This window comes from Pseudoalteromonas sp. Bsw20308 (assembly GCF_000310105.2).
Taxonomy (GTDB): Bacteria; Pseudomonadota; Gammaproteobacteria; order Enterobacterales; family Alteromonadaceae; genus Pseudoalteromonas; species Pseudoalteromonas fuliginea.
The window spans coordinates 3,038,960-3,063,464 of the sequence record NZ_CP013138.1 but is presented as its reverse complement, the minus strand read 5'-3'; the positions used below and the strand labels follow the sequence as shown (position 1 = coordinate 3,063,464).

The following is a 24,505-nucleotide window of genomic DNA, read 5'->3' as shown; positions in this document are numbered from 1 at the left end:
GGCAAAATCATTCCCTCGCAATATATCTAATTTAAAGTTAGTCAACTGGCTCAATTTTTGCATTTTAATTGCATTACTCATTATTGTGTCAAAAAGCTGATGGAAACAAATCATCTCGATAAGCAAAACTTTTTTGATTTAGGCAACTTAGATTCACTTCGTAAAGAAGCCTTAACCAGTGGTGATTCATCGACTGATGCATCAAAGGCTGCGCTAAAAAAAGCCGCTGCACAATTTGAAGCAATTTTCACTCAAATGTTACTTAAAAGTATGCGCAAGGCAAACGAAGCATTTGAGGACAAAGAAAGCCCATTTAATTCCAGTGGGGTTAAGTTCTTTGAAGAAATGCACGATCAACAATTATCGACAGAACTATCATCAAATGGTTCTTTAGGCCTTGCAGACTTAATCGTTCAACAGTTATCCCCTGATGGTAAAAATTTTATGCCCGGATCTGTTTTGAGAACAACAGCGGACTTTTTAAGTGATAAGCGAGTGGGCTCAGAGCTTCCTCATGAAAATAATAATAAATCAGTAGAGCCTGTAAGTACGAACATGAACATGGATATTACAGAATCAAAAATAGAGACTCCGGTATTTGAATCGGCTGAAGAGTTTGTTAGCTCTGTGTGGGAACACGCTAAAACGGCAGCAAAGAAAATTGGTTTAAACCCGGCTGTAATGGTTGCGCAAGCAGCGCTTGAGACTGGTTGGGGTAAACATATCATTAATAAAAGTGATGGTAACAGTTCAAATAACTTATTTAATATTAAATCAGATAAAAGCTGGGAAGGTGAAAAAGCCAGTAAAGTCACACTCGAATTTGAGCAAGGTACAGCGGTCAAAAAGAAAGCAAACTTTAGGGCGTACGACTCAATAAAAGAAAGTGTAAATGACTTTGTTGATTTTTTGACACAAAACCCACGCTACCAAGAAGCATTACAAAATACAGCAAAGCCAAGCGACTTTTTAGATTCGTTACAAAAAGCGGGTTATGCAACCGATCCAAATTACGCTAGCAAAATAAAACAAGTACTCAATAGTGCAGAATTAAAAGATATTGCAGCAAACGCGATTCGCCAAGGAGTAAAGTAACATGTCGTATGATTTATTGAGTATTGCCAGTTCAGGAGTCAGAGCTAGTTCTGAGTTACTGCAAACGACAAGTAAAAACATTGCCAATGTAAATACAGAAGGCTATGTACGCGAGCGCACAGAATTTACTACCATGGTAGATAATCAGGTAGGTAGGGGTGAAACCTACCGTTTGCTAAACCAATTTGCTCAAGAACAGCTAAACAGAGATACATCTAATAAATCATTTTTTGATCAGTTTGTAACAGAGGCAAATAGGGTTGATACCTTATTTTCAGAGGAAGCAAATAGCTTATCTACAGGCATAAATTCGTTATTTAATAACGTGCAAGAGGCACTCAATCAACCATCATCAACGGTAGCTCGTTCTTTAGTTATTACTGATGCACAAAGCTTAATTGATCAAATGGATAGACTCTCAGGTATTGTCTTTGATCAGCAAAGTATAGTGAATGAACAATTAGAAATATTTTCAGAGGAAGCCAATACGCTAATCCAAAGTATTAGCGCTTTAAATAAAGATATAGCTGCTGTAAATGGAACGAATAATGCTGCTGATGCAAGTTCAACTTTTAACGAACGTGACAAAGCAATACGTGATTTATCCGAACTTATAGATATAGAAACACTTGATGGACCAAATGGTGAAAAGCTTGTGTTTATGGGTACAGGAGAAGCCGTTGTTATGCAAAATGGTTCGTTTAATTTGTTTTCTATGAGAGGCGACCCCGATCCTAGTTTTAAAGAGCTAACGTTAGATGTTAACGGTGGCAAAGCTGTGCCACTTGAAATTGATACGAGCAAATTAAAAGGTAAAATTGGCGGTTTACTTGCTTTTAGAGACGATATTTTAGTGCCGGCGCAAAATCAAATCGGTCAAATGGGACTGGCTATTGCAGATGCATTTAACGAACAAAATAAATTAGGCATGAATGCAAATGGTGAGTTGGGGGGGGATATTTTTACCATACCAACAGAAAATGCATTTGCTTATCAAGATAATACTGGTGGTGTTACAAACATGACCGCAACGGTTGAGCCAGGCAAAGGTAGTGAATTACCTGCCAGTAACTTCATTATTACCTATACCGCTAATCCGAACGAAGTAAGTATTCAGGCAATTGATAATAAAGGGGAGCCTATTGGCAACCCATCACTTGCAGATACAACCAGTGGAGTGATTGATTCATCATCAATTACCAGTGGCGAGTCCTTTGGACTGCAAATAACAGTTGCTGGTACAGGTGCTACTGGTGATCAATTTCAAGTTAAGCTAAATTCTCAAGCCGCTTCTAGCATATCGCTTGCAACCGGACGTGGTGATGACCTTGCGTTAGCGTCGCCAATTAGAACTGCGAACGATATAAATAATATAGGCACAGGCACGATATCAGCAGGTACAGTTAGTAGTGTTACCTCAGGTGGTTTTACATCAACTACACCACCTGCCTTAGCGAATGGCGATATCACAATTGTTAAAGCAGCGGGTACTAATGATTACCTTATTAGTGATGGTAATGGCGCTAATGTAGCTGTGACGATAGCGCCGCCGGGTGAAAATGTTTTAGCTGGCCTTGGTGCTCCTTATGACTCATACGGTTTTGACTTTGATATAGAGGGTACACCGGCAACAGGCGATACATTTACGCTGGAGTTTAACGAAGGTGGATTTGACGATAACCGTAATGGTTTAAAGTTGGCTGATTTGCAAAATGGTGAGTTGGTACGTCAAAATGTTGTCACAACAACGACGGCAGATAACCATAAAACATTTAATCAAGCCTATGCTGGTATGGTTAGCGATATTGGTGTGGTAACTGGACAAGCTATTACGAGTGGAGCTGCATTCGATGCTCTCGCACAGCAGTCTGAAGCTTGGTATGAATCATTATCGGGAGTAAATCTCGATGAAGAAGCCGCAAATTTATTGCGTTTTCAACAGTCTTATGCCGCTTCAGCACAGGTTTTAGCTGCTGCGCGTTCAATTTTCGACACTTTACTTAGTGCTGCGAGGTAATCATGCGTTTATCAAATAATTTAATGTATCAAAGCAGTATTAATAAAATACTGGATGGGCAACAAGGTGTCGCAAATGCGCAAGAACGCGTTAATACAGGGCAAAAATATTTAACAACGTCTGAAGCGCCTGCAGATATTTCACAGGCAATGTTATATTCAAATAAAATACAAACCAATGAGCAATATACAAAAAATATTAATCAGCTTAGTGGTCGTCTCGAAACAGAAGAAAGCGTTTTAAAAAGTATTAATACCAGTATTCAAGAAGCGCAATCTCTAGCATTACAAGCGGGTAATGGCGCTTATACTAAAGACGATTTGAAGTCGATTGCATCCGAGCTAAGTGGTATTCAGCAAACGCTTGCTAATTTAATGAATACCCGCTCCGAAGATGGGAAATTTATATTTTCAGGTTATCAAGATAGCACCCAACCTTATCAGTTTGACTCAACGCTAGGTGAATACACTTATAATGGCGATCAAGGTGTCCATCAAATAACGATAGCTGAAGGTGTATCAATTAAATCGAGTGATAACGGTTTTGATACATTTGAAAAAACAGCAGCACGCTTAGATGTAGACTCAAACACGGCTTCAATTCCTACTACAGTCCCTGCTAATAACATCACCGCAGGTACAGTATATGTTGATGGTCAAACTGAATTTGATCGATTTCATCAATCTAATTACAATGCAGATCCAGCAGCGCCAGCAACAGCAAATACTTATAATGTTGTGATTACAGCTGGGGCAACGCCAACTGATCCTGATCAATACGAAATTCAACGTGATGGCGTGTCTCTTTCTCCTCAAGTGATAGGTGATATTACCGATGAACCAATAGATTTTGCAGGAATGAAAATTGAATTTGAAGGTACAGCACCTGGTCAGCTTGATTTTAGCCTTGAAAAACCGGAGAAAGAAAACGTACTTAATACGTTGCAAGCACTTATTACAGGTTTGAATGATGGCACACTTGAAGGAGACGACTTTCAACAAGTATTAGCCGATGGTGTTGTTCAGCTACAAAATGCCAGTGAACAAGTGGTTTTCACGCAGGCAAGTTTAGGCGGAAGAATGGTTGCGCTTGAACTCGTAACCGACACTAACTTAGCGCTTGATATTCAAAATAAAAGTAATAGATCTAGTTTAATTGAGGTGGATCAGGCTGCTGCTATTAGCGAGCTCACTAAGCAAGAAACCGCACTGCAAGTATCTCAAGCAACCTTTGGGCGTTTATCTAACCTTTCATTGTTCGACTACCTTTAACCAGAAATATTTTGCCGCTTTACTTATTTTAAAGCGGCAAAAAATTGTCGCTTCAAGTTACTTTTTAAATTCAACTTTAAATTTAAATTATAAACCAGTAAAAACAGTGACTTAAACTTGTTTTAAAGTTGGCACAGTAAATGCTTATTATAATAAGAAATTATCGAATAGTGGTTCCTGTTAAAACGTGTTGAACCACACTCTGCTTAAACCTAGGAGATGGTAAAATGGCATTAACAGTAAATACTAATGTGTCGTCATTAAACGCACAACGTAACTTAAATAAATCAGGCGAAGGCTTAGCAACTTCAATGCAACGTTTATCATCAGGTATGCGTATTAATAGCGCAAAAGATGATGCTGCCGGTCTGCAAATTTCAAACCGACTTACGTCGCAAATAAATGGTTTGTCAGTAGCCCAGCGAAATGCCAACGATGGTATTTCAATGGCACAAACCGCTGAAGGTGCGATGAGTGAGTCAACAAGTATTTTACAGCGTATGCGTGAACTTGCATTGCAATCAGCTAATGGTTCAAACTCGCCAGAAGATCGTGAGGCACTGCAAAAAGAAGTATCAGCACTTCAAGTTGAATTGACACGTATTGCAGATACAACCTCGTTTGGTGGTCAACAATTACTAGATGGTGCTTACGGTAGTAAAACCTTCCAAGTAGGTGCTAACGCTAATGAAACGATTAATGTATCGCTTTCAAGTGTTGCAGCTGAGAAAATTGGCGCAAATCAAACGAATTTGCAATCAGCGACTACTGTGGATGGTTTTGGTCAAGTAAATGAAACGGGTACCGGTACGCTTGCCGCTAGTGTAATTGCATATGGTAACTTGGCAATTTCTGGTCGAGAAGATTCTACGGTCACTATTCCAAATGGTGCCAGTGCAGAAGAAGCTGCTGATTTAATAAATCAAGTAACGGGTGCTACAGGTGTTTCGGCACAAGCAAGATCTGAAGCTCAGCTTGATATTACCGGCACGCAAACAGCTGCAGGCGAACCTGTAAGCTTTGAGCTAAATGGCGAAAAAGTCTCGTTTGTTGCAACAGGTACTGCAACCGGTGATGAGCAGGCAATGGCAGAAGCTATTAATAGCAGAACTGATGAGCATGGTGTTACAGCAACCATTGATAATGGTGTTTTATCTGTTTCAAATAATAATGGCGCAGATATTGAAATCGTTGGATTTGCCGGAGACGCAGGCTCAACCTTAGATATAACTCCTCAAGGCTATAACGAAGGTTCTGCCGGTGATGTTGTGGTACTGACTACTGGTGCGACAGACTCTGCCAGAATAGCCGGTGCTATCCAATTAAATTCATCAGATATATTTACTACAACAGGTAGTACTTCTGTGGATGAGGTTGCGACTAAAGTGACTAGTTCTTTAGAAAATGCAGCTGATATTGATATTACAAGTCAAAAAGGTTCACAAGATGCTTTATCGGTAATTGATAACGCGATTGCCAATATTGACTCACAACGTGCCAGCTTGGGTGCAGTACAAAACCGCTTTAGCCATACAATTAGTAACTTGGCAAATATTTCTGAGAATGTATCTGCATCACGTAGTCGAATTCAAGATACTGACTTTGCAACAGAAACAGCGCAAATGACTAAAAATCAGATATTACAACAGGCGGGTACATCAATCTTGTCGCAAGCTAACCAAGTGCCTCAAGCCGCAATTAGTTTATTAGGTGGTTAATTAAACTAACAATAGTTTTTGTTATATTAAAAGCGCATTTATTGCGCTTTTATGCTTTATAGTATTTGGGTTTCATATTAATTAATATTTAAATCAGGTGGTTAGCCTTTTTTTTGGTCGTTTTTTAAATAAAAGCTAAAGGTATTTTGTTTCCTGCCGTTAACTTAATCAGTAAGGGGCTTGTACATAAATTTGTTACGGCTCTTGGTTAAATCAAAACAGTACTTTTACGAAAGTAATCAGGAGTTTTATTATGATTTCAGTAAACACAAATGTATCTTCATTAAACGCACAACGTAACCTATCTCAATCAGGTTCTGATTTAGCGACATCAATGGAGCGTTTATCATCGGGTATGCGTATTAACAGCGCGAAAGATGATGCGGCAGGCCTACAAATTTCAAATCGTTTAACATCACAAGTAAATGGTTTAGGCGTAGCGCAAAGAAATGCAAACGACGGTATTTCAATGGCGCAAACAGCTGAAGGCGCGATGAGTGAGTCTACAAGTATTTTACAACGTATGCGTGAATTAGCACTACAATCAGCGAATGGTTCAAATTCATCAGAAGACCGTGAAGCGCTACAAAAAGAAGTATCAGCTTTATCAACAGAGCTAACACGTATTTCAGATACGACTTCGTTTGGTGGTCAGCAATTATTGAACGGCAGCTTCGGTTCGAAATCATTCCAAATTGGTGCAAATGCAAACGAAACAATTAACGTATCACTGTCTAGTGTAGCGGCAGAAAAAATTGGTTCTAACCAAGTAGATTTACAAGGTGGTACTGCTAACGAAGGTTTTGGTACTGCTACAGCTGCAGCTGCTTCTACCGCTGCGGCAAGTACAAATGCAGGCGGTACATATGATATCTCTGGACGTAATGACGCTCAAGTTACTATTGCTGCAGGCGCTAGCGCAGAAGATACAGCTGCTGCAATTAACAGTGTAACGAGCTCTACAGGTGTTAGTGCGCAAGCTAGAACAGAGGCCACGGTAGTTGTTGGTGGTGCTGCAACAGTTTCTGGCGAGACGGTTAGTTTTGAGCTTAACGACGAGAAGGTTTCATACGTAGCTACAGGTAATGCAGATGGCGACCAGCAAGCAATGGCTGAAGCTATTAATGGTGCAACTGATGAGCATGGCGTAACAGCGAGTATTGAAAACGGTGTATTATCAGTATCTAATAATACGGGTGCAGATATAACGTTAGAAGGTTATGCAACAGCAGATGCTGCTGGTGCTCCTGTAGCGAGTACATTATCAGTGACAGCTCTGTCTTATGCCGGTGTTGAAGATGATGGCGGAACGGGTACGGCTGTCCCTGTTGTACTAACAAGTGGTGTGGCTGGTACTGCGACTGACTCAACACGAATTTCAGGTGGTATTCAATTAAACTCTTCAGAAACATTTAGCGTAGAAGCGTCTGATGATTCACTAGCTGGTGTAATCACAGAAACAACAAGTAAGCTAAATGATGTTGCTGATGTTGATATTACAAGCCAAAAAGGCTCGCAAGATGCGCTAGCAATTATTGATAACGCGATTGCAAACATCGACTCACAACGAGCGAGCTTAGGTGCGGTTCAAAATCGTTTTAACCACACAATAAGTAACTTAGCGAATATATCAGAGAACGTATCTGCATCACGTAGCCGAATTCAAGATACTGACTTTGCAACAGAAACAGCAGAAATGACGAAAAACCAAATATTGCAACAAGCAGGTACATCAATCTTGTCGCAAGCGAATCAGTTACCGCAAACAGCGCTTAGCCTATTAGGTTAATTGAAATAAGGTATTAGCTACCTCTTTAATTTAGCGAATACCAATAATAATTTAAAAAGGAGATGACTTTGGTCATCTCCTTTTTATTTAGCTTTTAATATTGTACCAATCGGCTTATATATGGGCTTTATTTAACGACAAGATAATTGTGTAATTTGGTTGTTCTCGATAATTACTTTTATATTGTTCCCTCTTCTTTGTACATCCATGCAGTCGTAATCAAAAATAATAATACAGTTTGTATCAAATTTAGCCCCCCCCAAATTAATTAAATATTATTACGGACTGGTACTACAATAGTTTGGTTTGTTTACGTGAAGAAGGTCTATGGTGTGTGGTTATTCCCCATAAATAGGCAAATAAGTGTAATATACGCTGCTCACAGGTTCTTTTTAAGGGCGACTAACTCCTTGTTACTCGATTTACTTAACCCACTAGGTTATAAATATCGCGCCATCGTTAACACCTTAAGATTAAATGAATTTTAATCTTAAGGTGTTAACGATGTCATCGTAATAAAATAGACTAATCAACAAATTACAAATTTGTTAACATGAATTTGTAATTTTTTTAAAATAAAAGCTAAAGGTATTTTGTTTCCTGCCGTTAACTTAATCAGTAAGGGGCTTGTACATAAATTTGTTACGGCTCTTGGTTAAATCAAAACAGTACTTTTACGAAAGTAATCAGGAGTTTTATTATGATTTCAGTAAACACAAATGTATCTTCATTAAACGCACAACGTAACCTATCTCAATCAGGTTCTGATTTAGCGACATCAATGGAGCGTTTATCATCGGGTATGCGTATTAACAGCGCGAAAGATGATGCGGCAGGCCTACAAATTTCAAATCGTTTAACATCACAAGTAAATGGTTTAGGCGTAGCGCAAAGAAATGCAAACGATGGTATTTCAATGGCGCAAACAGCTGAAGGCGCGATGAGTGAGTCTACAAGTATTTTACAACGTATGCGTGAATTAGCACTACAATCAGCGAATGGTTCAAATTCATCAGAAGACCGTGAAGCGCTACAAAAAGAAGTATCAGCTTTATCAACAGAGCTAACACGTATTTCAGATACGACTTCGTTTGGTGGTCAGCAATTATTGAACGGCAGCTTCGGTTCAAAATCATTCCAAATTGGTTCAAATGCAAACGAAACAATTAACGTATCACTGTCTAGTGTAGCGGCAGAAAAAATTGGTTCTAACCAAGTTAATCTGCAATCAGCAGCAGCAGATGGTTTTGGTCAAGCTGCAGCTGCTACAGCAACACTAGCAACAAGTGCTGTTGCAGGCGGTACATATGATATCTCTGGACGTAATGACGCTCAAGTTACTATTGCTGCAGGCGCTAGCGCAGAAGATGCAGCTGCTGCAATTAACAGTGTAACGAGCTCTACAGGTGTTACAGCTCAAGCAAGAACTGAAGCTGGCTTATCTCTTTCTGCGCTAGCTGCTGCAGATGAATCTGTAAGTTTTGAACTTAATGGTGAGAAGTTATCATTTGTTGCTACAGGTTCTAAATCAGGTGATGAGCAAGCATTAGCAGAAGCTATCAACAGTGCAACAGACGAGCATGGTGTAACTGCAACGATCGAAAATGGTGCTCTTTCTGTATCGAACAATAATGGTGCAGATATTACATTTGCAGATTTAACAGACAGTGCCGGTACACCTACAGTTGAACTTGATGTTACTCCAGAAGGTTATGATGGGGCTGCTGGTACAGCGGTAACATTAAATACAGCCGCTGGTGCAACGAGAGTATCAGGTGCTGTTCAGTTGAATTCTTCAGAGACATTTAGTGCTCAAGCAAGTGATGCGTCTTTAGCCGCCGGTACAACTGATGTAACAAGTAAGCTAAATGATGTTGCTGATGTTGATATTACAAGCCAGAAAGGCTCGCAAGATGCGTTAGCAATTATTGATAACGCGATTGCAAACATCGACTCACAACGAGCGAGCTTAGGTGCGGTGCAAAATCGTTTTGACCACACAATAAGTAACTTAGCGAATATATCAGAGAACGTGTCTGCATCACGTAGCCGAATTCAAGATACTGACTTCGCAACAGAAACAGCAGAGATGACGAAAAACCAAATATTGCAACAAGCAGGTACATCAATCTTGTCGCAAGCGAATCAGTTACCGCAAACAGCGCTTAGCCTACTAGGTTAATAAGCTAATAGTAGCGGCTAGGTTGTTGGCTAACTAATACAAAAAGTCAGTATTAGTAATTAAAAAGGAGATGGCTTTAGCTATCTCCTTTTGTAGTTTAAAGCTACAATTAGTACCAATCATATGCGTAATGCAGGAGGTGATATGAACACCATAACTTCAAGCTCGGAAACGATGTTGCCAGTTTCAACTACAGCGAGTGATGTTAAGCAAGCAGGTAACACTGCTAGTAATTTAACTGAACGTGCTATTGATGATGTAAAGCAAGTAGATACACAGACCCAGCAGCAATTGCAGCAGAAAATGTATGAAAAAGAGGCTGAAGATAAACAACAGCCTTTAGAACGTGAGCAACTAGAAGAAATGGCGCAACAATTGCAGGACTTTATGGGAGAAATGAATCGCAGTCTGCAATTTAAAGTAGATGAAGATTCAGGACGTGATGTAATTAAAGTGCTCGACAAAAACAGTGGAGAAGTAATTAAGCAATATCCTTCGGAGGAAGTATTAAGCTTAGTGTCTAAGCTGTCTGAATCGGCAGGTATTTTGATTGATCAAACGGTTTAGTATCAATATTAAATTAGTTTGTTTTTTAAGTATTTAAAGAGGTGAAGTATGTCTATTTCGTTTAATGGCTTAGGCTCTGGTTTAGCTGTATCAGATATTGTTGATGCATTAGTAAATTCAGAACAAGCACCAGCTGAAGCCCGTTTAAATACTAAAGAAGCTAGTTTAACAACTGATATTTCAGCCGTTGGGGCGTTAAAGTCAGCGCTTGAAAAAGTGCAAACCTCAATGGAAGCCCTTGGTGATAGTGACAAATATCAGCAACGTAGTACATCAGGCACTGATGATTTTATATCAATAAGTGCAGATGAAGACGCACAACCAGGCAGTTATAACGTAAAAGTGGATGCATTAGCGCAGGCTCATAAGTTATCATCAAGCGCATTTACTTCAGATGAGGCAATAGGGGCAGGTGTAATTACGATAGGCTCTGGTGATAATAGTTTCTCCACTGTTTTATCGGCTACCAATACTTTAGAAGACTTACGAGACCAAATTAATAACGGGCCTTTTACTGGCAATGATAGTAATGACTCAGTTGTTGCAACGATAGTAACAAGTGATTTAGGTCAGCACCTAGTGCTCACAAGTAAAGAGACCGGTGAAGAAAACGCGATTAAAATCACTGTACAAGACAGTGATGGTAATAATACAGATACAGGTGGATTATCTCGATTAGCCTATGATGTAACAGATGCAGACCCCCTAAATCATACAACTAACTTAACTGAAGTAAACGCTGCGCAGAATGCACAAATCACCATTGATGGCACGTTGGTTGTATCTAGCAGTACTAACGAGTTTAGTAATGTGATTGATGGTGTCGATATTACCGCTAAAAAACTGCATGATGCCGCGGATAGTGGTGACATAAGTGACATATCGGTCACTGAAAATAATAATAATATTAAAAGTGGTTTAAGCGGTTTTATTGCAAGCTACAATGAGTTGCTAGAACTTAGTAACACTTTAGGTGCATCTGGCGAAGATGGCGTAGGTGTAATGGCGGGAGATTCCTTATTACGTGGAGTCATGTCTAAACTAAGAGATACAATAACAAATTCAGTTAATGTAGAAGGTAATTCGCTGTCACTTTCACAACTAGGTGTAACAACAGACCGATATGGTGTGCTTAGTTTAGATAGTGATACCTTAAGTGACCAAATTAATGCAGATGTAGGTTCTGTGCAGCAGTTTTTTGTTGGCAGTAACGATGATGATGGTGGTTTTGCACAGTCGTTTGATGAGTTAATGAGTTTCTATACAGATTCTGACGGAATTATTCAAAACAGAATCGATAGTAAAACAAATCAACTAGATGATTTAGATGATCAGCGAGAGAGTTTAACAAGTAAAATGGAATCGTTATCGTCTCGACTATATGCTCAATATAACGCAATGGATTTATTAGTTGCAAGCCTTAATAACACCAGTAGTTATGTTCAAGCTCAATTAGAAAATATGCCAGGTGTAGTTAGACAATCAAATTAATCCTTTAGTAAAAGCTTTGCTAAACGTGATCAATAAAAAACCGCTAAGTTTAAACTTAGCGGTTTTTTATTGTGTAATATTTATCTGAGATAATACTTATACTAATCTGCTTATATGGGGTCTATTTAACCTAAACTCTGGACAATAAATCTATCTCGGGCAGCTATTTTCAGCGCTAATACCAATCTGCAATAAAACTCGATAAATTTGAGGGCTTAAACTTGGCGCTAACTGTGTTAAAAATTTCTGATATAGAACAACTAAATAACGAAATTTTTGCCCAGTTATCGACAAGGTTTTCTTTCCTCAAAATAGCTCACTTAATTAAGCTGATTGGTATAAATTACGTGTAATATATAGAGTATTGAATAAAGTTATTCAATTTACTCACTAAGTCGCTTTATAAGCCTTAATAGCCCTTCCTGACTTTTTATACTTAATAATTGCTTTAGATGATTCATTTTTAGCTATGTTAGCTTTAGCTAAAATGGAATTAATTGTAATTTGAATTGACTGTAATTGCTCTGCATTAGGGCTGTTATTACTTTCACACCATTTTTTTAAATCTGTATTTAAGGTTTTTAAAATGGGTTGAGCTTCATCGGCATTATTATCGTTTACTAACGATTCAATTTCCTTAAGCAGTATTTTTATATGTTCTGCTTGATTTGTTGTTAGCTGCTCTGAAGCATTACTCGCATTCATAATATAAGCTAAACCGCAGAAACACGTTGATCAACAGGAATATTATCCCAGCCTTCTTTTATTTCTTTTACAATGTTAGACACCTCTAATACCGCGTCAACATCATTATTTAAATTGGCTTTGGTTAATGTGCGTTGGCAATAATCGTAAAGTGCCAATAAGTTGTTAGAAATACTAGGGTCTTGTTCTACTTCTAAATTAAGTGCATCTTGCAGCGCGCCGAATAACAAAACGCAGGCTGATATATTCTCGCCCTTTTTTTCAATCTCTTTTCGCTCAATAAATCCTTTTGTAGCTGCTAAGCGACCAATAATATTACTGAAAATAAGATTTATTTGTTCGTACGGGGTCATTTCGGCAATATTACTTACACGAACTTGACTGTATTTTTTTACTGAAACATGAGCCATGGGGAAATCCTAGATTTAAACGATAAAAATTATGTAAAAATAAAAGCAATAATAATGCCAAGCATTTTTTACTTATCTATTTATCGGCATGTTCGCTTTCAACTTAAGCTAATATTAGATTATATTTACTAAGAAAGTCAGCTTTGCTAAGGAATTAAATAATTTTAAAAAAATGATTTTGACACAACTTTAATAATTGGTACTTAATGATTAACTCTTAAGTATTGTTATTTTAACTAGCTGTCTGTTTTTTGGCGTTTATGTCAAAAAAATGCCGCTATCGCTTGCATCCATGGCGAACTGGCTTACAATTTAGGTAATTAAATAAATGAGTGAAAGTACGGCTCGCTAAATATGATCTTGATTTTAGATAATAATAACAATCGCGCAATAGGTTTAAATGCATCGCTTACTTTTATTGGTGAAGCAGTACAATTGTTAAATGAAACAAATTTTGAACAAGAGTGTGAAAAGTACCAACAAAAAGAATGCATGATCATTTTAGGTGCATTGCAGTTTCTTGATCACGAAGGTTTAATTAAGCGCTACCCAACCTTACCTTTTTTATTAATAGGCGAAACCCTTAAACCATTACTAAGCATTGCTAATGTGGTTGGCCTCATTTGCGAACCGTTTAGTCATGAAGTAACAACACAGTTGCTTCACGATTGTCAGCAATATCAGCGAATGTTACCAAATGGACATAAACATACCAAACCCCTTAAAACCTTTGACGGGCTAGTGGGTGAAACAGATGCAGTAAAAGATGTACGCTTTTTAATTGAGCAAGTGGCAAAAACGGACGCTAATGTTTTAATTTTAGGTGAGTCAGGAACCGGTAAAGAAGTCGTTGCTCGTAATGTACACCTGCTTTCTAAGCGTAACAATGGGCCATTTGTGCCTGTTAACTGTGGTGCTATTCCGGCGGAGTTATTAGAAAGTGAGTTATTTGGCCATGAAAAAGGGGCATTTACAGGAGCAATATCCGCTCGTAAAGGACGCTTTGAACTTGCACAAGGTGGTACGCTGTTTTTAGATGAAATAGGTGATATGCCGTTGCAAATGCAGGTTAAGTTGCTGCGCGTATTACAAGAACGCAGTTACGAGCGAGTTGGCGGTACAAAGGCGATTCAAGCTGATGTACGTGTTATTGCTGCAACGCACCGAAATTTAGAAAATATGATTGAGGAAGGTAGTTTTCGTGAAGATTTGTACTATCGCTTGAATGTATTTCCTATCGAGAACCCATCGCTGAGTGAACGTGCTGATGATATTCCGCTGCTTTTAAAAGAGTTAATGCGCCGTGTTAACGACCAGACTGGTTCTACCGCCAAGTTTACAGAACGCGCAGTTGAGAGCTTAAAGGAGCATGCGTGGCCTGGTAATATTCGTGAGCTAGCTAATTTAGTGGAACGAATGGTTATTATGTTTCCTGAAAAGGTAGTCGATATTCCCGATTTACCCAATAAATACCGCTATATTGAGGTAGAAGCATATGAGCCTGAGTACCCAGAAGAGTTAATGGAAAAAGACGCGTTTAACGATATATTTAGCACAGGATTCAGTGATTACGAAAACGAACCTGAAGCAGAGTTTAACCAAGTTGGAAGTGGGTTGTTGCCCGATGATGGTATTGAACTTAAAGATTACTTAGCCGAGCTTGAAATTAGCTTAATAACGCAAGCGTTAGAGCGCTTTGATTACGTTGTGGCTCGCGCAGCAGAAATATTAGGTGTACGCAGAACCACGCTAGTTGAAAAAATGAAAAAGTATAACCTTTCAAGAGATTAGTTTTTGAACGCCTGCAAGCAGCGCGTCTACAAAACAACCTCAAAAACTTTGGTGGTAGACGTCTAGCTTGCTCACGTGAAAAGCGAAGCTTTTAATTATTTAAACACCCATCCAAAAAACTACGTTTTTGAACGCCTGTAAGCAGCGCGTCTACAAAGCAACCTCAAATCAAAACTTTGGCGTAGACGCTGAGCTTGCTCGCGTGAAAAGCGAAGCTTTTAATTACCTACCTATTTACCTGCTTACTCACCACTAAAAGCCTTAATAATTTCTTCTTTTCTAAAACAGTCATTACTGTGATCGTTAACCATACCGCAGGCTTGCATGTGTGCATAGACTGTTGTTGGGCCTAAAAACTTAAATCCTCGCTTTTTTAAGTCTTTAGCAAATGCAGTTGATTGTTCAGTTATAGCAGGGTAGTCCTCAATATTATTCACGTGACTAACAAGCGGCTTATTACTCACAAATTGCCATTGATAGTTGCTAAAGCTACCAAACTCTTTTTGAATATCGATAAAACATTTTGCGTTATTAACAGTTGCTGCAATTTTTAAACGGTTACGAACAATCTCTTTATTTAACATTAGACGCTCAATGTCATCTGATGTAAATTCAGCTACTTTTTTTACATCAAAATTAGCAAATGCCTTTTTATAACCTTGGCGTTTTTTTAATATGGTGTACCAACTCAAACCCGCCTGTGCTGATTCAAGAGTTATAAATTCGAATAGTTTTTGGTCATCATAAAGTGGCACCCCCCATTCTTCATCATGGTAAGTAACGTAGTCAGGTTTAGTCGTGTCTAGCCATGGACAACGGCATTCTATTTGCTCACTCATTATTATTCCTTAGCGTGCGTCATTTTTATGTCGCTTGTTTTTCTTATGTAACTTAATGATAAATATATAAATAAACTTTGGTACAAATTGTGCATTTAACTCTGTATCTACATTAGTTTGAGATTTGATTATGGCCCTTGCAAGCGTGCTAAAACCACAGTTTATTTCTGCAAATAAGTATAACCCATGTTTACTTCAAGAGGAGTACATTGGTGAGCTAAGTGATCTTCGTAAGCAGGCAAGTTGGCTTTCGCACTTGGTTGATACAATGCCCACTGGTGTTGTTGTACTTGATGGTAAAGGCATGGTTGCTAAAGCGAACCAAATTGCGATTGATATGCTTGGTGAACCACTTGAAGGTGAAAAGTGGTTTTATGTTATTCAGCGGTCTTTCAAACCACATCAAGATGATGGACACGAAGTATCATTAAAAGACGGGCGTTTAATTAAGCTCGATATCACCGCTTTGGCTCCAGAGCCGGGACAACTTATTTTAATGACGGACTTAACTGAGACGCGACGTTTACAAAAACGTGTTGCACATATGCAGCGATTAAGTGCGCTGGGTAAAATGGTGGCGTCTCTTGCGCATCAAGTACGCACGCCTCTATCTGCAGCAATGCTTTATGCTGCTAACTTAGGCTCAAAGCGCTTGCCAGAAGCATCTCGCGATAATTTCCAAACTAAATTGATGTCACGATTAAAAGATTTAGAAACGCAGGTTAATGACATGCTGTTATTTGCTAAAAGCGGTGAGCAGCAAGTCGTTGAACAAGTCTCTATGCAGCAATTATTAACAGAAGTGAAAACCGGTGCTGATGCCATGGTCGCACTTAATGAAAGCGAGCTGGATGTAAGTCTTCCTGAACCAGATATTGTAATAGTGGGGAATAAGACAGCGCTAGCCAGTGCTGTTCAAAACCTTATTCACAATAGCATTCAAGTGATTGGTTCTGGGGCTAAAGTGCATTTGAGTGCCGCGACTGATTTACAAGATCACGACTTTGTGCGTATTAGTGTAAGCGATAATGGTCCCGGTATTGATTTAAGTCAGGCTGATAAAATGTTTGAACCCTTTTTTACTACAAAAAGCCAAGGCACTGGTCTAGGGCTTGCTGTTGTAAGTTCGGTGGTTAATGCGCATCAAGGACGTGTTGACGTTAGTAACAATGCTCATGGTGGAGCTTGTTTTAGTTTACTGTTGCCAATACGCGCGACATCTAAATTAGAGGAATCATTATGAGTAATATTATTTTAGTCGTAGAAGATGATGCGGGGCTCCGTGAAGCTTTAATTGATACGCTGGAGATGTCAGGTATTGAATGCGTTTCAGCTAATAGCGCAGAGCAAGCGATGTTATTGCTTAAAAAAGAGCAATTTTCATTAGTCGTAAGTGATGTGCAAATGGGAACCATGAGCGGTTTGGACTTACTGCGAAGTATTAAATTAAATTATCCCGATTTACCTGTATTGATGATGACGGCCTATGCCACGATTGATGATGCTGTTGAAGCTATGCGTTTAGGTGCTATTGATTATATGGCTAAACCATTTGCACCTGAAGTGCTGCTAAATATGGTGAGTCGCTATTTGCCTGAAAAAGCGAGAGAGACAGATGGCCCTATTGTTGCCGACCCAAGTAGCATTCAATTACTCGAACTTGCAAGTAAAGTTGCACGCTCTGATGCGAGTGTAATGGTGCTCGGGCCTAGTGGTTCAGGTAAAGAAGTGCTCGCGCGTTATATTCACGATAAATCGAGTCGATGCAATGAACCCTTTGTTGCTATAAATTGTGCTGCGATCCCTGAAAATATGCTTGAGGCCACTTTATTTGGTTACGAAAAAGGGGCGTTTACAGGTGCTATTCAAGCATGCCCTGGTAAATTTGAACAAGCGCAAGGCGGAACAATTTTACTAGATGAAATCACTGAAATGGATTTAGGATTACAGGCAAAGCTACTACGAGTGCTACAAGAGCGGGAAGTAGAGCGTTTAGGTGCTCGTAAGACAATCCAACTAGATGTTCGTGTATTAGCAACGAGTAATCGTGACTTAAAAGAAGCGGTCGCTAAGAACCAATTTAGAGAGGACTTATATTACCGACTTAATGTTTTTCCATTAATGTGGCGACCTCTTTGCCAGCGCCCTGGTGATATAATTATACTCGCAAAGCATTTAATAGAACGCCATATAAATAAAAGTAAAGAGCCTATGGCCTACTTAGATAAAGCAGCAGAGCAAAAACTACTTGCTCATGCATGGCCTGGTAATGTTCGTGAACTGGATAACGTAATTCAGCGAGCACTGATACTACGAAGTGGTAATACAATAAATGAACATGCTATTTTTATCGAAAACTTAGTAGCAAGCGATTTTGTAATTACACCAACAGAAGTATTGGAAACAGCAACGTCAAACGAAGCTATAAATAGCTTAAGCACGGCATATTACGATGAAAAAATGCCTATGGTTGGTGAGCCAAAGCAAGATTTACTTGCGGTTGACACCGGGAGCTATAAAGATGAACTTAAAGACAAAGAGCATAGTATTATTTTAGAAACATTAGCTCGCTGTCAAGGTAAGCGCAAAGATGTAGCAGAAACATTAGGTATTAGCCCTCGAACATTACGTTATAAGCTAGCGCAAATGCGCGATTTAGGTATTTCACTTCCTGCATAATCCCTCTAAGCCCCAAATTTAATTAATTTAATTTGGGGTTGTCAAAACTCTGACTCACAAGTTAACTATAACCAATTGTTTTTATTGTATTTTTAACTGGCATGGTTTGTGCTTTATTCTCTTTATAAGCTTAACTGCATTGTCAGAGAAAAATTATGAAAATTCAAAATAGCGCTGTCTTTCAAGAAATGCAATCAATGGCCCTTGAAGCTGGCCGTAATAATCAAATTAATAAATTGCCAACTCAAGTGCAGTCTACTTCTACTGCACAATTTGGCGATATGCTAAGTAATGCGCTAAATACAGTGCATGAGTTACAACAAGATACAGGCCAAAAAGTAAAAGCAGTTGAAATGGGTGACCGAAGTGTATCGCTTGCTGAGGCGATGATTGCTTCTCAGAAATCTTCGGTTGCATTTGAAGCTACAGTACAGGTTCGTAATAAACTTGTAGAAGCCTACAAAGAAATCATGAACATGCCTGTTTAACTAGGTAGTGGAGAATTATCGTGGCGCAATCTAACCAATCTACAGACCTTGCACTTGCTAGTGGTGATATCGACCAAAGTGATAGTGATGATCAACAAGAACAGAAATCAGGCTATTTAAGTGCTTTAAATGGTACAGATGTATTACGCCAAGTGACACTGGTTATAGCTCTGGCTATTTGTTTGGCTATTGCCATTTTTATCATTATTTGGGCACGTCAGCCAGATATGCGCCCATTGGGTAAAATGCAAACAGAAGAGTTAATTCAAACCCTCGATTTTTTAGATGCACAAAAGATAGAATATCAACTTGATGGTAATGTCGTATCGGTTGATGAAAGTGAATATCAAAATATAAAATTATTAATGACTCGCGAAGGGTTAGACCAAGGACCTACTTCGGGATCAGATATTATCATGCAAGATATGGGGTTTGGGGTTAGTCAGCGTCTTGAACGTGAGCGCCTCAAACATGGTAGAGAGCAGCAATTAGCACGTACTATAGAAGAGCTTAATAATATTACTCGTGCGAAAGTATTGCTTGCGATACCAAAAGAGAACGTATTTGCGCGCAGAGAGAAAAAGCCATCTGCCACCGTTGTGTTAACACTTAAACGTGGGCGCTCTCTTAATGGTGAAGAGATAGACTCTGTTGTTGATATGATTGCTTCAGCAGTACAAGGCTTAGAGCCAGCTAGGGTGACTGTTACAGATCAAAATGGTCGCTTATTAAATTCAGGTTCGCAAAGCTCATTAGCAGCACGTTCTCGTAAAGAGTACGACTTAGAACGTAAACGAGAACAAGAATATTTAGAAAAAATAGACAGCATTCTAATACCTGTCGTAGGGCTTGCAAATTACACAGCCCAAGTTGATTTAAGTATGGACTTTAGTGCGATAGAAGAAACACAAAAACGCTACAATCCAGATTTACCTGCAGTGAGAAGTGAAACCACATTTGAAGAAAATAACATAGGCGGTTTAGCCGTTGGTATTCCAGGTGCGCTTACGAATCAGCCTCCACTAAACTCGAATATTCCAGAAGTAGCAGGACAAGGTGGTGCAGGAACAGGCACTTCGCCAACTCGTAATCACAAAGAATCTACGCGAAACTATGAGCTTGATACTACTATTTCGCATAAACGCCAGCAAACGGGGGTAATACGCAGAATAAGTGTATCGGTTGCTGTTGATTATATTCCAAAAGTGGATGAAAACGGCGAAACGACCATGACACCACGATCAGTGGAGGCATTGTCAAATATTCGTCGTTTATTACAAGGCGGTGTCGGGTTTGATATGCAGCGTGGCGATGCACTTGAAGTGGTAACAGTGCCATTTGTGCGTGAAACGACAGGTTTAGACCTTGAAGTCCCAATGTGGGAGCAAGATTGGTTTGTGAAGTATGTGCGTCTGGGTCTAGGTGCCTTAGTAATTATTGTTCTTATTATGGCCGTTGTTAAACCAATGCTTAAACGTCTAATTTACCCAGATAATACCTTGGAAGAGTATGATGAAGATGCATTGAGTTCAGGGGTTGATATTGGTGACAGTACACTTGATATGCTAAATAAAGACTTTGATTCTGCTTCAATTGGCTTCTCTAGCGATGGTACACTACAGTTACCAGACCTACATGGTGACGAGGACTTATTAAAAGCAATTCGTGCCCTTGTAGCTAACGAACCAGAACTATCATCACAAGTAGTGAAAGCGTGGTTAACAGAAGATGACTGATCAAGAACAAAAACAACTGCCAACAGCATTTGATGTTGATAAGCTCGATGGTGTAGATAAAGCGGCTATATTACTTTTGAGTTTATCAGAAGAAGATGCGGCGCAAATACTCAAGCATTTAGAACCTAAACAGGTACAAAAAGTGGGTATGGCAATGGCGGGCTTAGATGACTTGTCTCAAGCTAAAATAAGTGCCGTGCATAATTTGTTTATTGAACAAATTCAGAGTTTTAGTACGATAGGCTTCCAATCTGAAGATTTTATCAAAAAAGCACTTACAGCTGCATTGGGTGAAGATAAAGCAGCCAGCCTTATTGACCAAATTGTTATGGGATCAGGCGCTAAGGGACTTGATTCTCTTAAGTGGATGGACTCTAAGCAGGTAGCGAATATTATTCGTAATGAGCATCCGCAAATTCAAACTATTGTTTTATCTTATTTAGAGCCAGAGCAGTCTGCTGAAATATTGGCACAGTTTCCTGAAAAAGTACGTTTAGATTTAACTATGCGTATTGCTAATCTTGAAGAAGTGCAACCTGCGGCATTGCAAGAGCTCAATGAGATTATGGAAAAACAATTTGCAGGTCAAGCGGGTGCGCAAGCAGCTAAAATGGGCGGTTTAAAAGCTGCAGCTGATATTATGAACTACCTTGATACAAATGTAGAAGGGCAGTTAATGGACTCTATTCGTGAGCACGATGAAGAGATGTCACAGCAAATTCAAGACTTAATGTTCGTATTTGAAAACTTAATGGATGTTGAAGACCGTGGCATTCAAGCAATTTTGCGTGAAGTACAACAAGATGTACTTATGAAAGCGATTAAAGGCACAGACGATGCTCTTAAAGAGAAAATATTAGGTAACATGTCTAAACGTGCAGCAGAAATGCTTGCTGATGATTTAGAAGCAATGGCACCTGTAAGAATTAGTGAAGTTGAAGCTGCGCAAAAAGAAATTTTATCAACTGCACGTCGTTTATCTGATTCTGGCGAGATTCAGCTAGGTGGCGGTGGTGGTGAGGAGTTCCTGTAAAGCATGAGTAAGTTAAAAGGTCGTCCACTCAATGCAGAAGAAGCAGATGAATTATTAAGAAACTGGTCAGTGCCCAATATGGCTCCGGACGAAAGAAGTTTTGGAGATCGTTCAACTGCTTTTGGCACACCACTTTCGGATTTATACAAAAAAGAAATGGCCGAAGAGGTACCTGTAGAGGAACCTCAGGAACCTGAATTACCTTCTATTACTATGGCTGAACTTGAGCGAATTCGACAAGATGCTTATGAAGAAGGTCTTAAACAAGGGCATGAGCAAGGTTATATTGATGGTTTTGATAAAGGCGTTACAGAGGGAAAAGAGGCCGGTTATAAAGAGGGGCTTGAACTAGGTAAAACTCAAGGTCATGAGGACGTAAAACCATTAATTGAAGAACAACTCACGGGTTTGCGTAGCATATTAGATAATTTAACTACTCCTTTGAATAAAGTGGATGAACAAGTTGAAAAACAATTAGTCCAATTGACAGTAATGCTTGCTGAAGCAATAATTTATCAAGAAGTAAAAACCTCTCCTGATGTTATTTTACATACACTTAAACTAAGTATCGATTCGCTTAATGCTGAGCAAGAAAAGGTACGTATACATTTACACCCAGAAGATTTAGAACTCATAAAAAACAGCTATGGAGAACAAACCATCGCAGATAATAATTGGCAACTAATCGCTGAACCTACACTTGAACGTGGCGGTTGCGAGGTTAAAACAGCCCAATCCTCACTCGATATGACCTTGAAAACTCGCGTCAAAGAAACATTGGATAGTTTTTTGCATAATAGTGGTATCTAACTACTTTATTGGCATGTCATGTCTGAACAATGTGCATCTTTAAGCGAACGCTTATCTCAATATAAACAGCATATTAATACACCAGCCCTCGCGGTAGCGGGTATTTTAACACGTGTCGTAGGCCTCACACTTGAAGCAAAAGGTTTACGTGCGCCTGTTGGAAGCCAATGCAAAATAGAAACTATGAATGGTTTTGTTGATGCTGAAATAGTAGGTTTTAATGAGCAAACTCTTTACCTAATGCCTAATGATCATATTTCAGGAGTATTACCTGGTGCTCGAGTGATCCCTCAGGTCAATAACTTAGGTTTACCCGTTGGAATGAGTTTGTTAGGCCGCGTTGTTGATGGATTAGGTCGCCCACTTGATGGTCTTGGTAAAATAAATGCGGAACATTATTTAAAATTTGCACAAAATACTATAAACCCACTTTCTCGACGTCCGATAAGCCAGCCTATGGATGTGGGAGTGCGTGCTATAAATTCGGTCATTACTGTAGGTCAAGGCCAGCGCATGGGCTTGTTTGCAGGTTCTGGTGTCGGTAAGTCGGTGCTTTTAGGTATGATGACACGCGGCAGTGAGGCCGATGTTATTGTTGTTGGACTAGTAGGTGAACGTGGCCGAGAAGTAAAAGAATTTATTGAAGAGATTCTTGGTGTAGAAGGGAGAAAACGTTCAGTTGTTGTTGCTGCACCGGCTGATTCATCTCCTCTTATGCGTTTAAAAGGCTGTGAAAGTGCTGTAACAATTGCTGAGTATTTTCGTGATCAAGGTTTAAATGTATTGTTGCTACTAGATTCAGTTACTCGATATGCAATGGCACAACGTGAAATTGCACTTGCTGTTGGCGAGCCTCCAGCTACAAAAGGTTATCCGCCATCAGTGTTTGCTAAATTACCGGCGCTGGTGGAACGCGCCGGTAACGGCGGGGAAGGGCAGGGATCAATTACTGCTTTTTTCACAGTATTAAGCGAAGGTGATGATATGCAGGATCCCATTGCTGATGCTGCACGGGCTATTTTAGATGGCCATATTGTACTTTCCCGTGATTTAGCTGACAGTGGTCATTATCCGGCAATTGATATTGAAAAGTCGATTTCACGAGTGATGCCTCAAGTTGTCTCACAAAAGCATATGCAACAAGCTCGTGTGCTTAAGCAGGTATATTCTATGTATCAGCAAAATAAAGATATGATCACTTTAGGCGCTTATCAAAAAGGCACTGACCAAATGCTTGATCAAGCTATTAATATGATGCCCAGAGTTAATACTTTTTTACAGCAAGGTATGCGTGATGTGATTAGTTACGATGATGGCTTACAAGGCTTAGCACAACTATTAGGACAAGCATAATGGCTAAGAATAAGCTGCATTTGTTGCTCAAACTTGAAAATGACAAAGAAGAAAACTTGCGCATGAGTTACCTACAAGCAAATCAGAATTTGCAGGCCAATCAACAAAAATTACAAGGTCTGAATGATTTTCGAATGGAATACATGCAACAGTTACATGTAAAAGGCCAGTCAGGTTTATCAAGTGCGGGATTTAGTCAATATCATGCTTTTATAGCAAAAATAGAAGAAGCAATTCGCCAACAGGCAAGTACAGTTAATACGGCTAAGCAAGTAGTCAGTCAACGAAAAGCAATTTGGTTAAAGCAACAAATTAAAGCTAAAGCTGTTGCTAAGTTAATTGAAAACCAAAAATTAAAAGCTGATGTGCTTATTGCGAAAAGTGAGCAAAAAATGTTAGATGAGTTTTCATCCAACCAATTTTTTCAGCGTCGTAAAGTTTTATAAATTAGGCACGTAAATTGCTTTATTTAGGCAGTCTTTAATTTTTGGCAATATGCGGTGGCGTGTTGCCGCAATAATGTTAGGTGGT

Annotated in this window: 20 protein-coding genes and 1 pseudogene; 18 read left to right on the top strand and 3 right to left on the bottom strand. The window is 39.2% G+C overall.

Going from position 1 to position 24,505, the window contains the following annotated elements; genetic code table 11:
* Positions 1-99 precede the first annotated feature (99 nt).
* From flgJ to fliD, 9 genes and pseudogenes are all read left to right on the top strand, one after another.
* Complete coding sequence (gene flgJ, locus D172_RS13515) at positions 100-1,095, top strand: flagellar assembly peptidoglycan hydrolase FlgJ (RefSeq protein ID WP_007378701.1); 996 nt, start codon at positions 100-102, stop codon at positions 1,093-1,095.
* Position 1,096: 1 nt separating this feature from the next.
* Entirely contained in the window at positions 1,097-3,112 is a 2,016-nt protein-coding gene (gene flgK / locus D172_RS13510) for a flagellar hook-associated protein FlgK (RefSeq protein WP_007378700.1), read from the top strand.
* A gap of 2 nt (positions 3,113-3,114) precedes the next feature.
* Entirely contained in the window at positions 3,115-4,383 is a 1,269-nt protein-coding gene (gene flgL / locus D172_RS13505; protein ID WP_007378699.1) for a flagellar hook-associated protein FlgL, read from the top strand.
* Between the two features lie 227 nt (positions 4,384-4,610).
* Positions 4,611-6,101: a flagellin gene (locus D172_RS13500; protein WP_007378698.1), complete on the top strand. Its 1,491-nt coding sequence runs from the start codon at positions 4,611-4,613 to the stop codon at positions 6,099-6,101.
* Positions 6,102-6,354: 253 nt separating this feature from the next.
* A pseudogene (locus D172_RS21940) lies at positions 6,355-6,714 on the top strand (flagellin); the annotation flags it as partial.
* Between the two features lie 495 nt (positions 6,715-7,209).
* Positions 7,210-7,890: a flagellin gene (locus D172_RS21935; RefSeq protein WP_007379113.1), complete on the top strand. Its 681-nt coding sequence runs from the start codon at positions 7,210-7,212 to the stop codon at positions 7,888-7,890.
* A 697-nt stretch (positions 7,891-8,587) separates the two neighbouring features.
* Positions 8,588-10,072, top strand: coding sequence for a flagellin (locus D172_RS13490; RefSeq protein WP_058230558.1), 1,485 nt, complete (start codon positions 8,588-8,590; stop codon positions 10,070-10,072).
* Between the two features lie 144 nt (positions 10,073-10,216).
* The gene (locus D172_RS13485) at positions 10,217-10,639 is read left to right on the top strand and encodes a flagellar protein FlaG (RefSeq protein ID WP_007379096.1); all 423 of its coding nucleotides are present in this window, start codon (positions 10,217-10,219) and stop codon (positions 10,637-10,639) included.
* A gap of 48 nt (positions 10,640-10,687) precedes the next feature.
* Positions 10,688-12,130, top strand: coding sequence for a flagellar filament capping protein FliD (gene fliD / locus D172_RS13480; RefSeq protein ID WP_007379097.1), 1,443 nt, complete (start codon positions 10,688-10,690; stop codon positions 12,128-12,130).
* Between the two features lie 390 nt (positions 12,131-12,520).
* Here the strand turns inward: fliD and D172_RS13475 are convergent, their stop codons facing one another.
* Positions 12,521-12,835 carry a hypothetical protein gene (locus D172_RS13475; RefSeq protein WP_007377969.1) on the bottom strand — a complete coding sequence of 105 codons (315 nt, stop codon included), beginning with the start codon at positions 12,833-12,835 and terminating at the stop codon, positions 12,521-12,523.
* 8 nt (positions 12,836-12,843) lie between these two features.
* On the bottom strand, positions 12,844-13,245 hold the full coding sequence (gene fliS, locus D172_RS13470; protein WP_007377968.1) for a flagellar export chaperone FliS: 402 nt from the start codon (positions 13,243-13,245) through the stop codon (positions 12,844-12,846).
* Between the two features lie 354 nt (positions 13,246-13,599).
* Between fliS and D172_RS13465 the strand changes: the two genes are divergently transcribed.
* Entirely contained in the window at positions 13,600-15,036 is a 1,437-nt protein-coding gene (locus D172_RS13465) for a sigma-54 dependent transcriptional regulator (protein ID WP_007377967.1), read from the top strand.
* A 242-nt stretch (positions 15,037-15,278) separates the two neighbouring features.
* Here the strand turns inward: D172_RS13465 and D172_RS13460 are convergent, their stop codons facing one another.
* On the bottom strand, positions 15,279-15,875 hold the full coding sequence (locus D172_RS13460; protein ID WP_007377965.1) for a DNA-3-methyladenine glycosylase I: 597 nt from the start codon (positions 15,873-15,875) through the stop codon (positions 15,279-15,281).
* A gap of 130 nt (positions 15,876-16,005) precedes the next feature.
* Between D172_RS13460 and D172_RS13455 the strand changes: the two genes are divergently transcribed.
* The 8 genes from D172_RS13455 to fliJ all read left to right on the top strand — a co-directional run bounded on the left by D172_RS13455 (position 16,006) and on the right by fliJ (position 24,420).
* Positions 16,006-17,118, top strand: a complete 1,113-nt coding sequence (locus D172_RS13455; RefSeq protein WP_007377964.1) for a sensor histidine kinase — start codon at positions 16,006-16,008, stop codon at positions 17,116-17,118.
* A complete protein-coding gene (locus tag D172_RS13450; protein ID WP_007377963.1) occupies positions 17,115-18,554 on the top strand; it encodes a sigma-54-dependent transcriptional regulator in 1,440 nt (479 codons plus the stop codon). The genes D172_RS13455 and D172_RS13450 overlap by 4 nt, the downstream gene beginning before the upstream one ends.
* Positions 18,555-18,709: 155 nt before the next feature.
* A complete protein-coding gene (gene fliE, locus D172_RS13445; RefSeq protein WP_007377962.1) occupies positions 18,710-19,042 on the top strand; it encodes a flagellar hook-basal body complex protein FliE in 333 nt (110 codons plus the stop codon).
* Positions 19,043-19,062: 20 nt separating this feature from the next.
* A complete protein-coding gene (gene fliF / locus D172_RS13440) occupies positions 19,063-20,778 on the top strand; it encodes a flagellar basal-body MS-ring/collar protein FliF (protein WP_007377961.1) in 1,716 nt (571 codons plus the stop codon).
* On the top strand, positions 20,771-21,811 hold the full coding sequence (gene fliG, locus D172_RS13435; protein WP_007377960.1) for a flagellar motor switch protein FliG: 1,041 nt from the start codon (positions 20,771-20,773) through the stop codon (positions 21,809-21,811). Before fliF ends, fliG begins: the two co-directional genes overlap by 8 nt.
* A gap of 3 nt (positions 21,812-21,814) precedes the next feature.
* Complete coding sequence (fliH, locus tag D172_RS13430; RefSeq protein WP_007377959.1) at positions 21,815-22,621, top strand: flagellar assembly protein FliH; 807 nt, start codon at positions 21,815-21,817, stop codon at positions 22,619-22,621.
* 18 nt (positions 22,622-22,639) lie between these two features.
* Positions 22,640-23,974 carry a flagellar protein export ATPase FliI gene (fliI, locus tag D172_RS13425; RefSeq protein ID WP_007377958.1) on the top strand — a complete coding sequence of 445 codons (1,335 nt, stop codon included), beginning with the start codon at positions 22,640-22,642 and terminating at the stop codon, positions 23,972-23,974.
* Positions 23,974-24,420, top strand: a complete 447-nt coding sequence (gene fliJ, locus D172_RS13420) for a flagellar export protein FliJ (RefSeq protein WP_007377957.1) — start codon at positions 23,974-23,976, stop codon at positions 24,418-24,420. The genes fliI and fliJ overlap by 1 nt, the downstream gene beginning before the upstream one ends.
* The last annotated feature ends 85 nt before the right edge of the window (positions 24,421-24,505 follow it).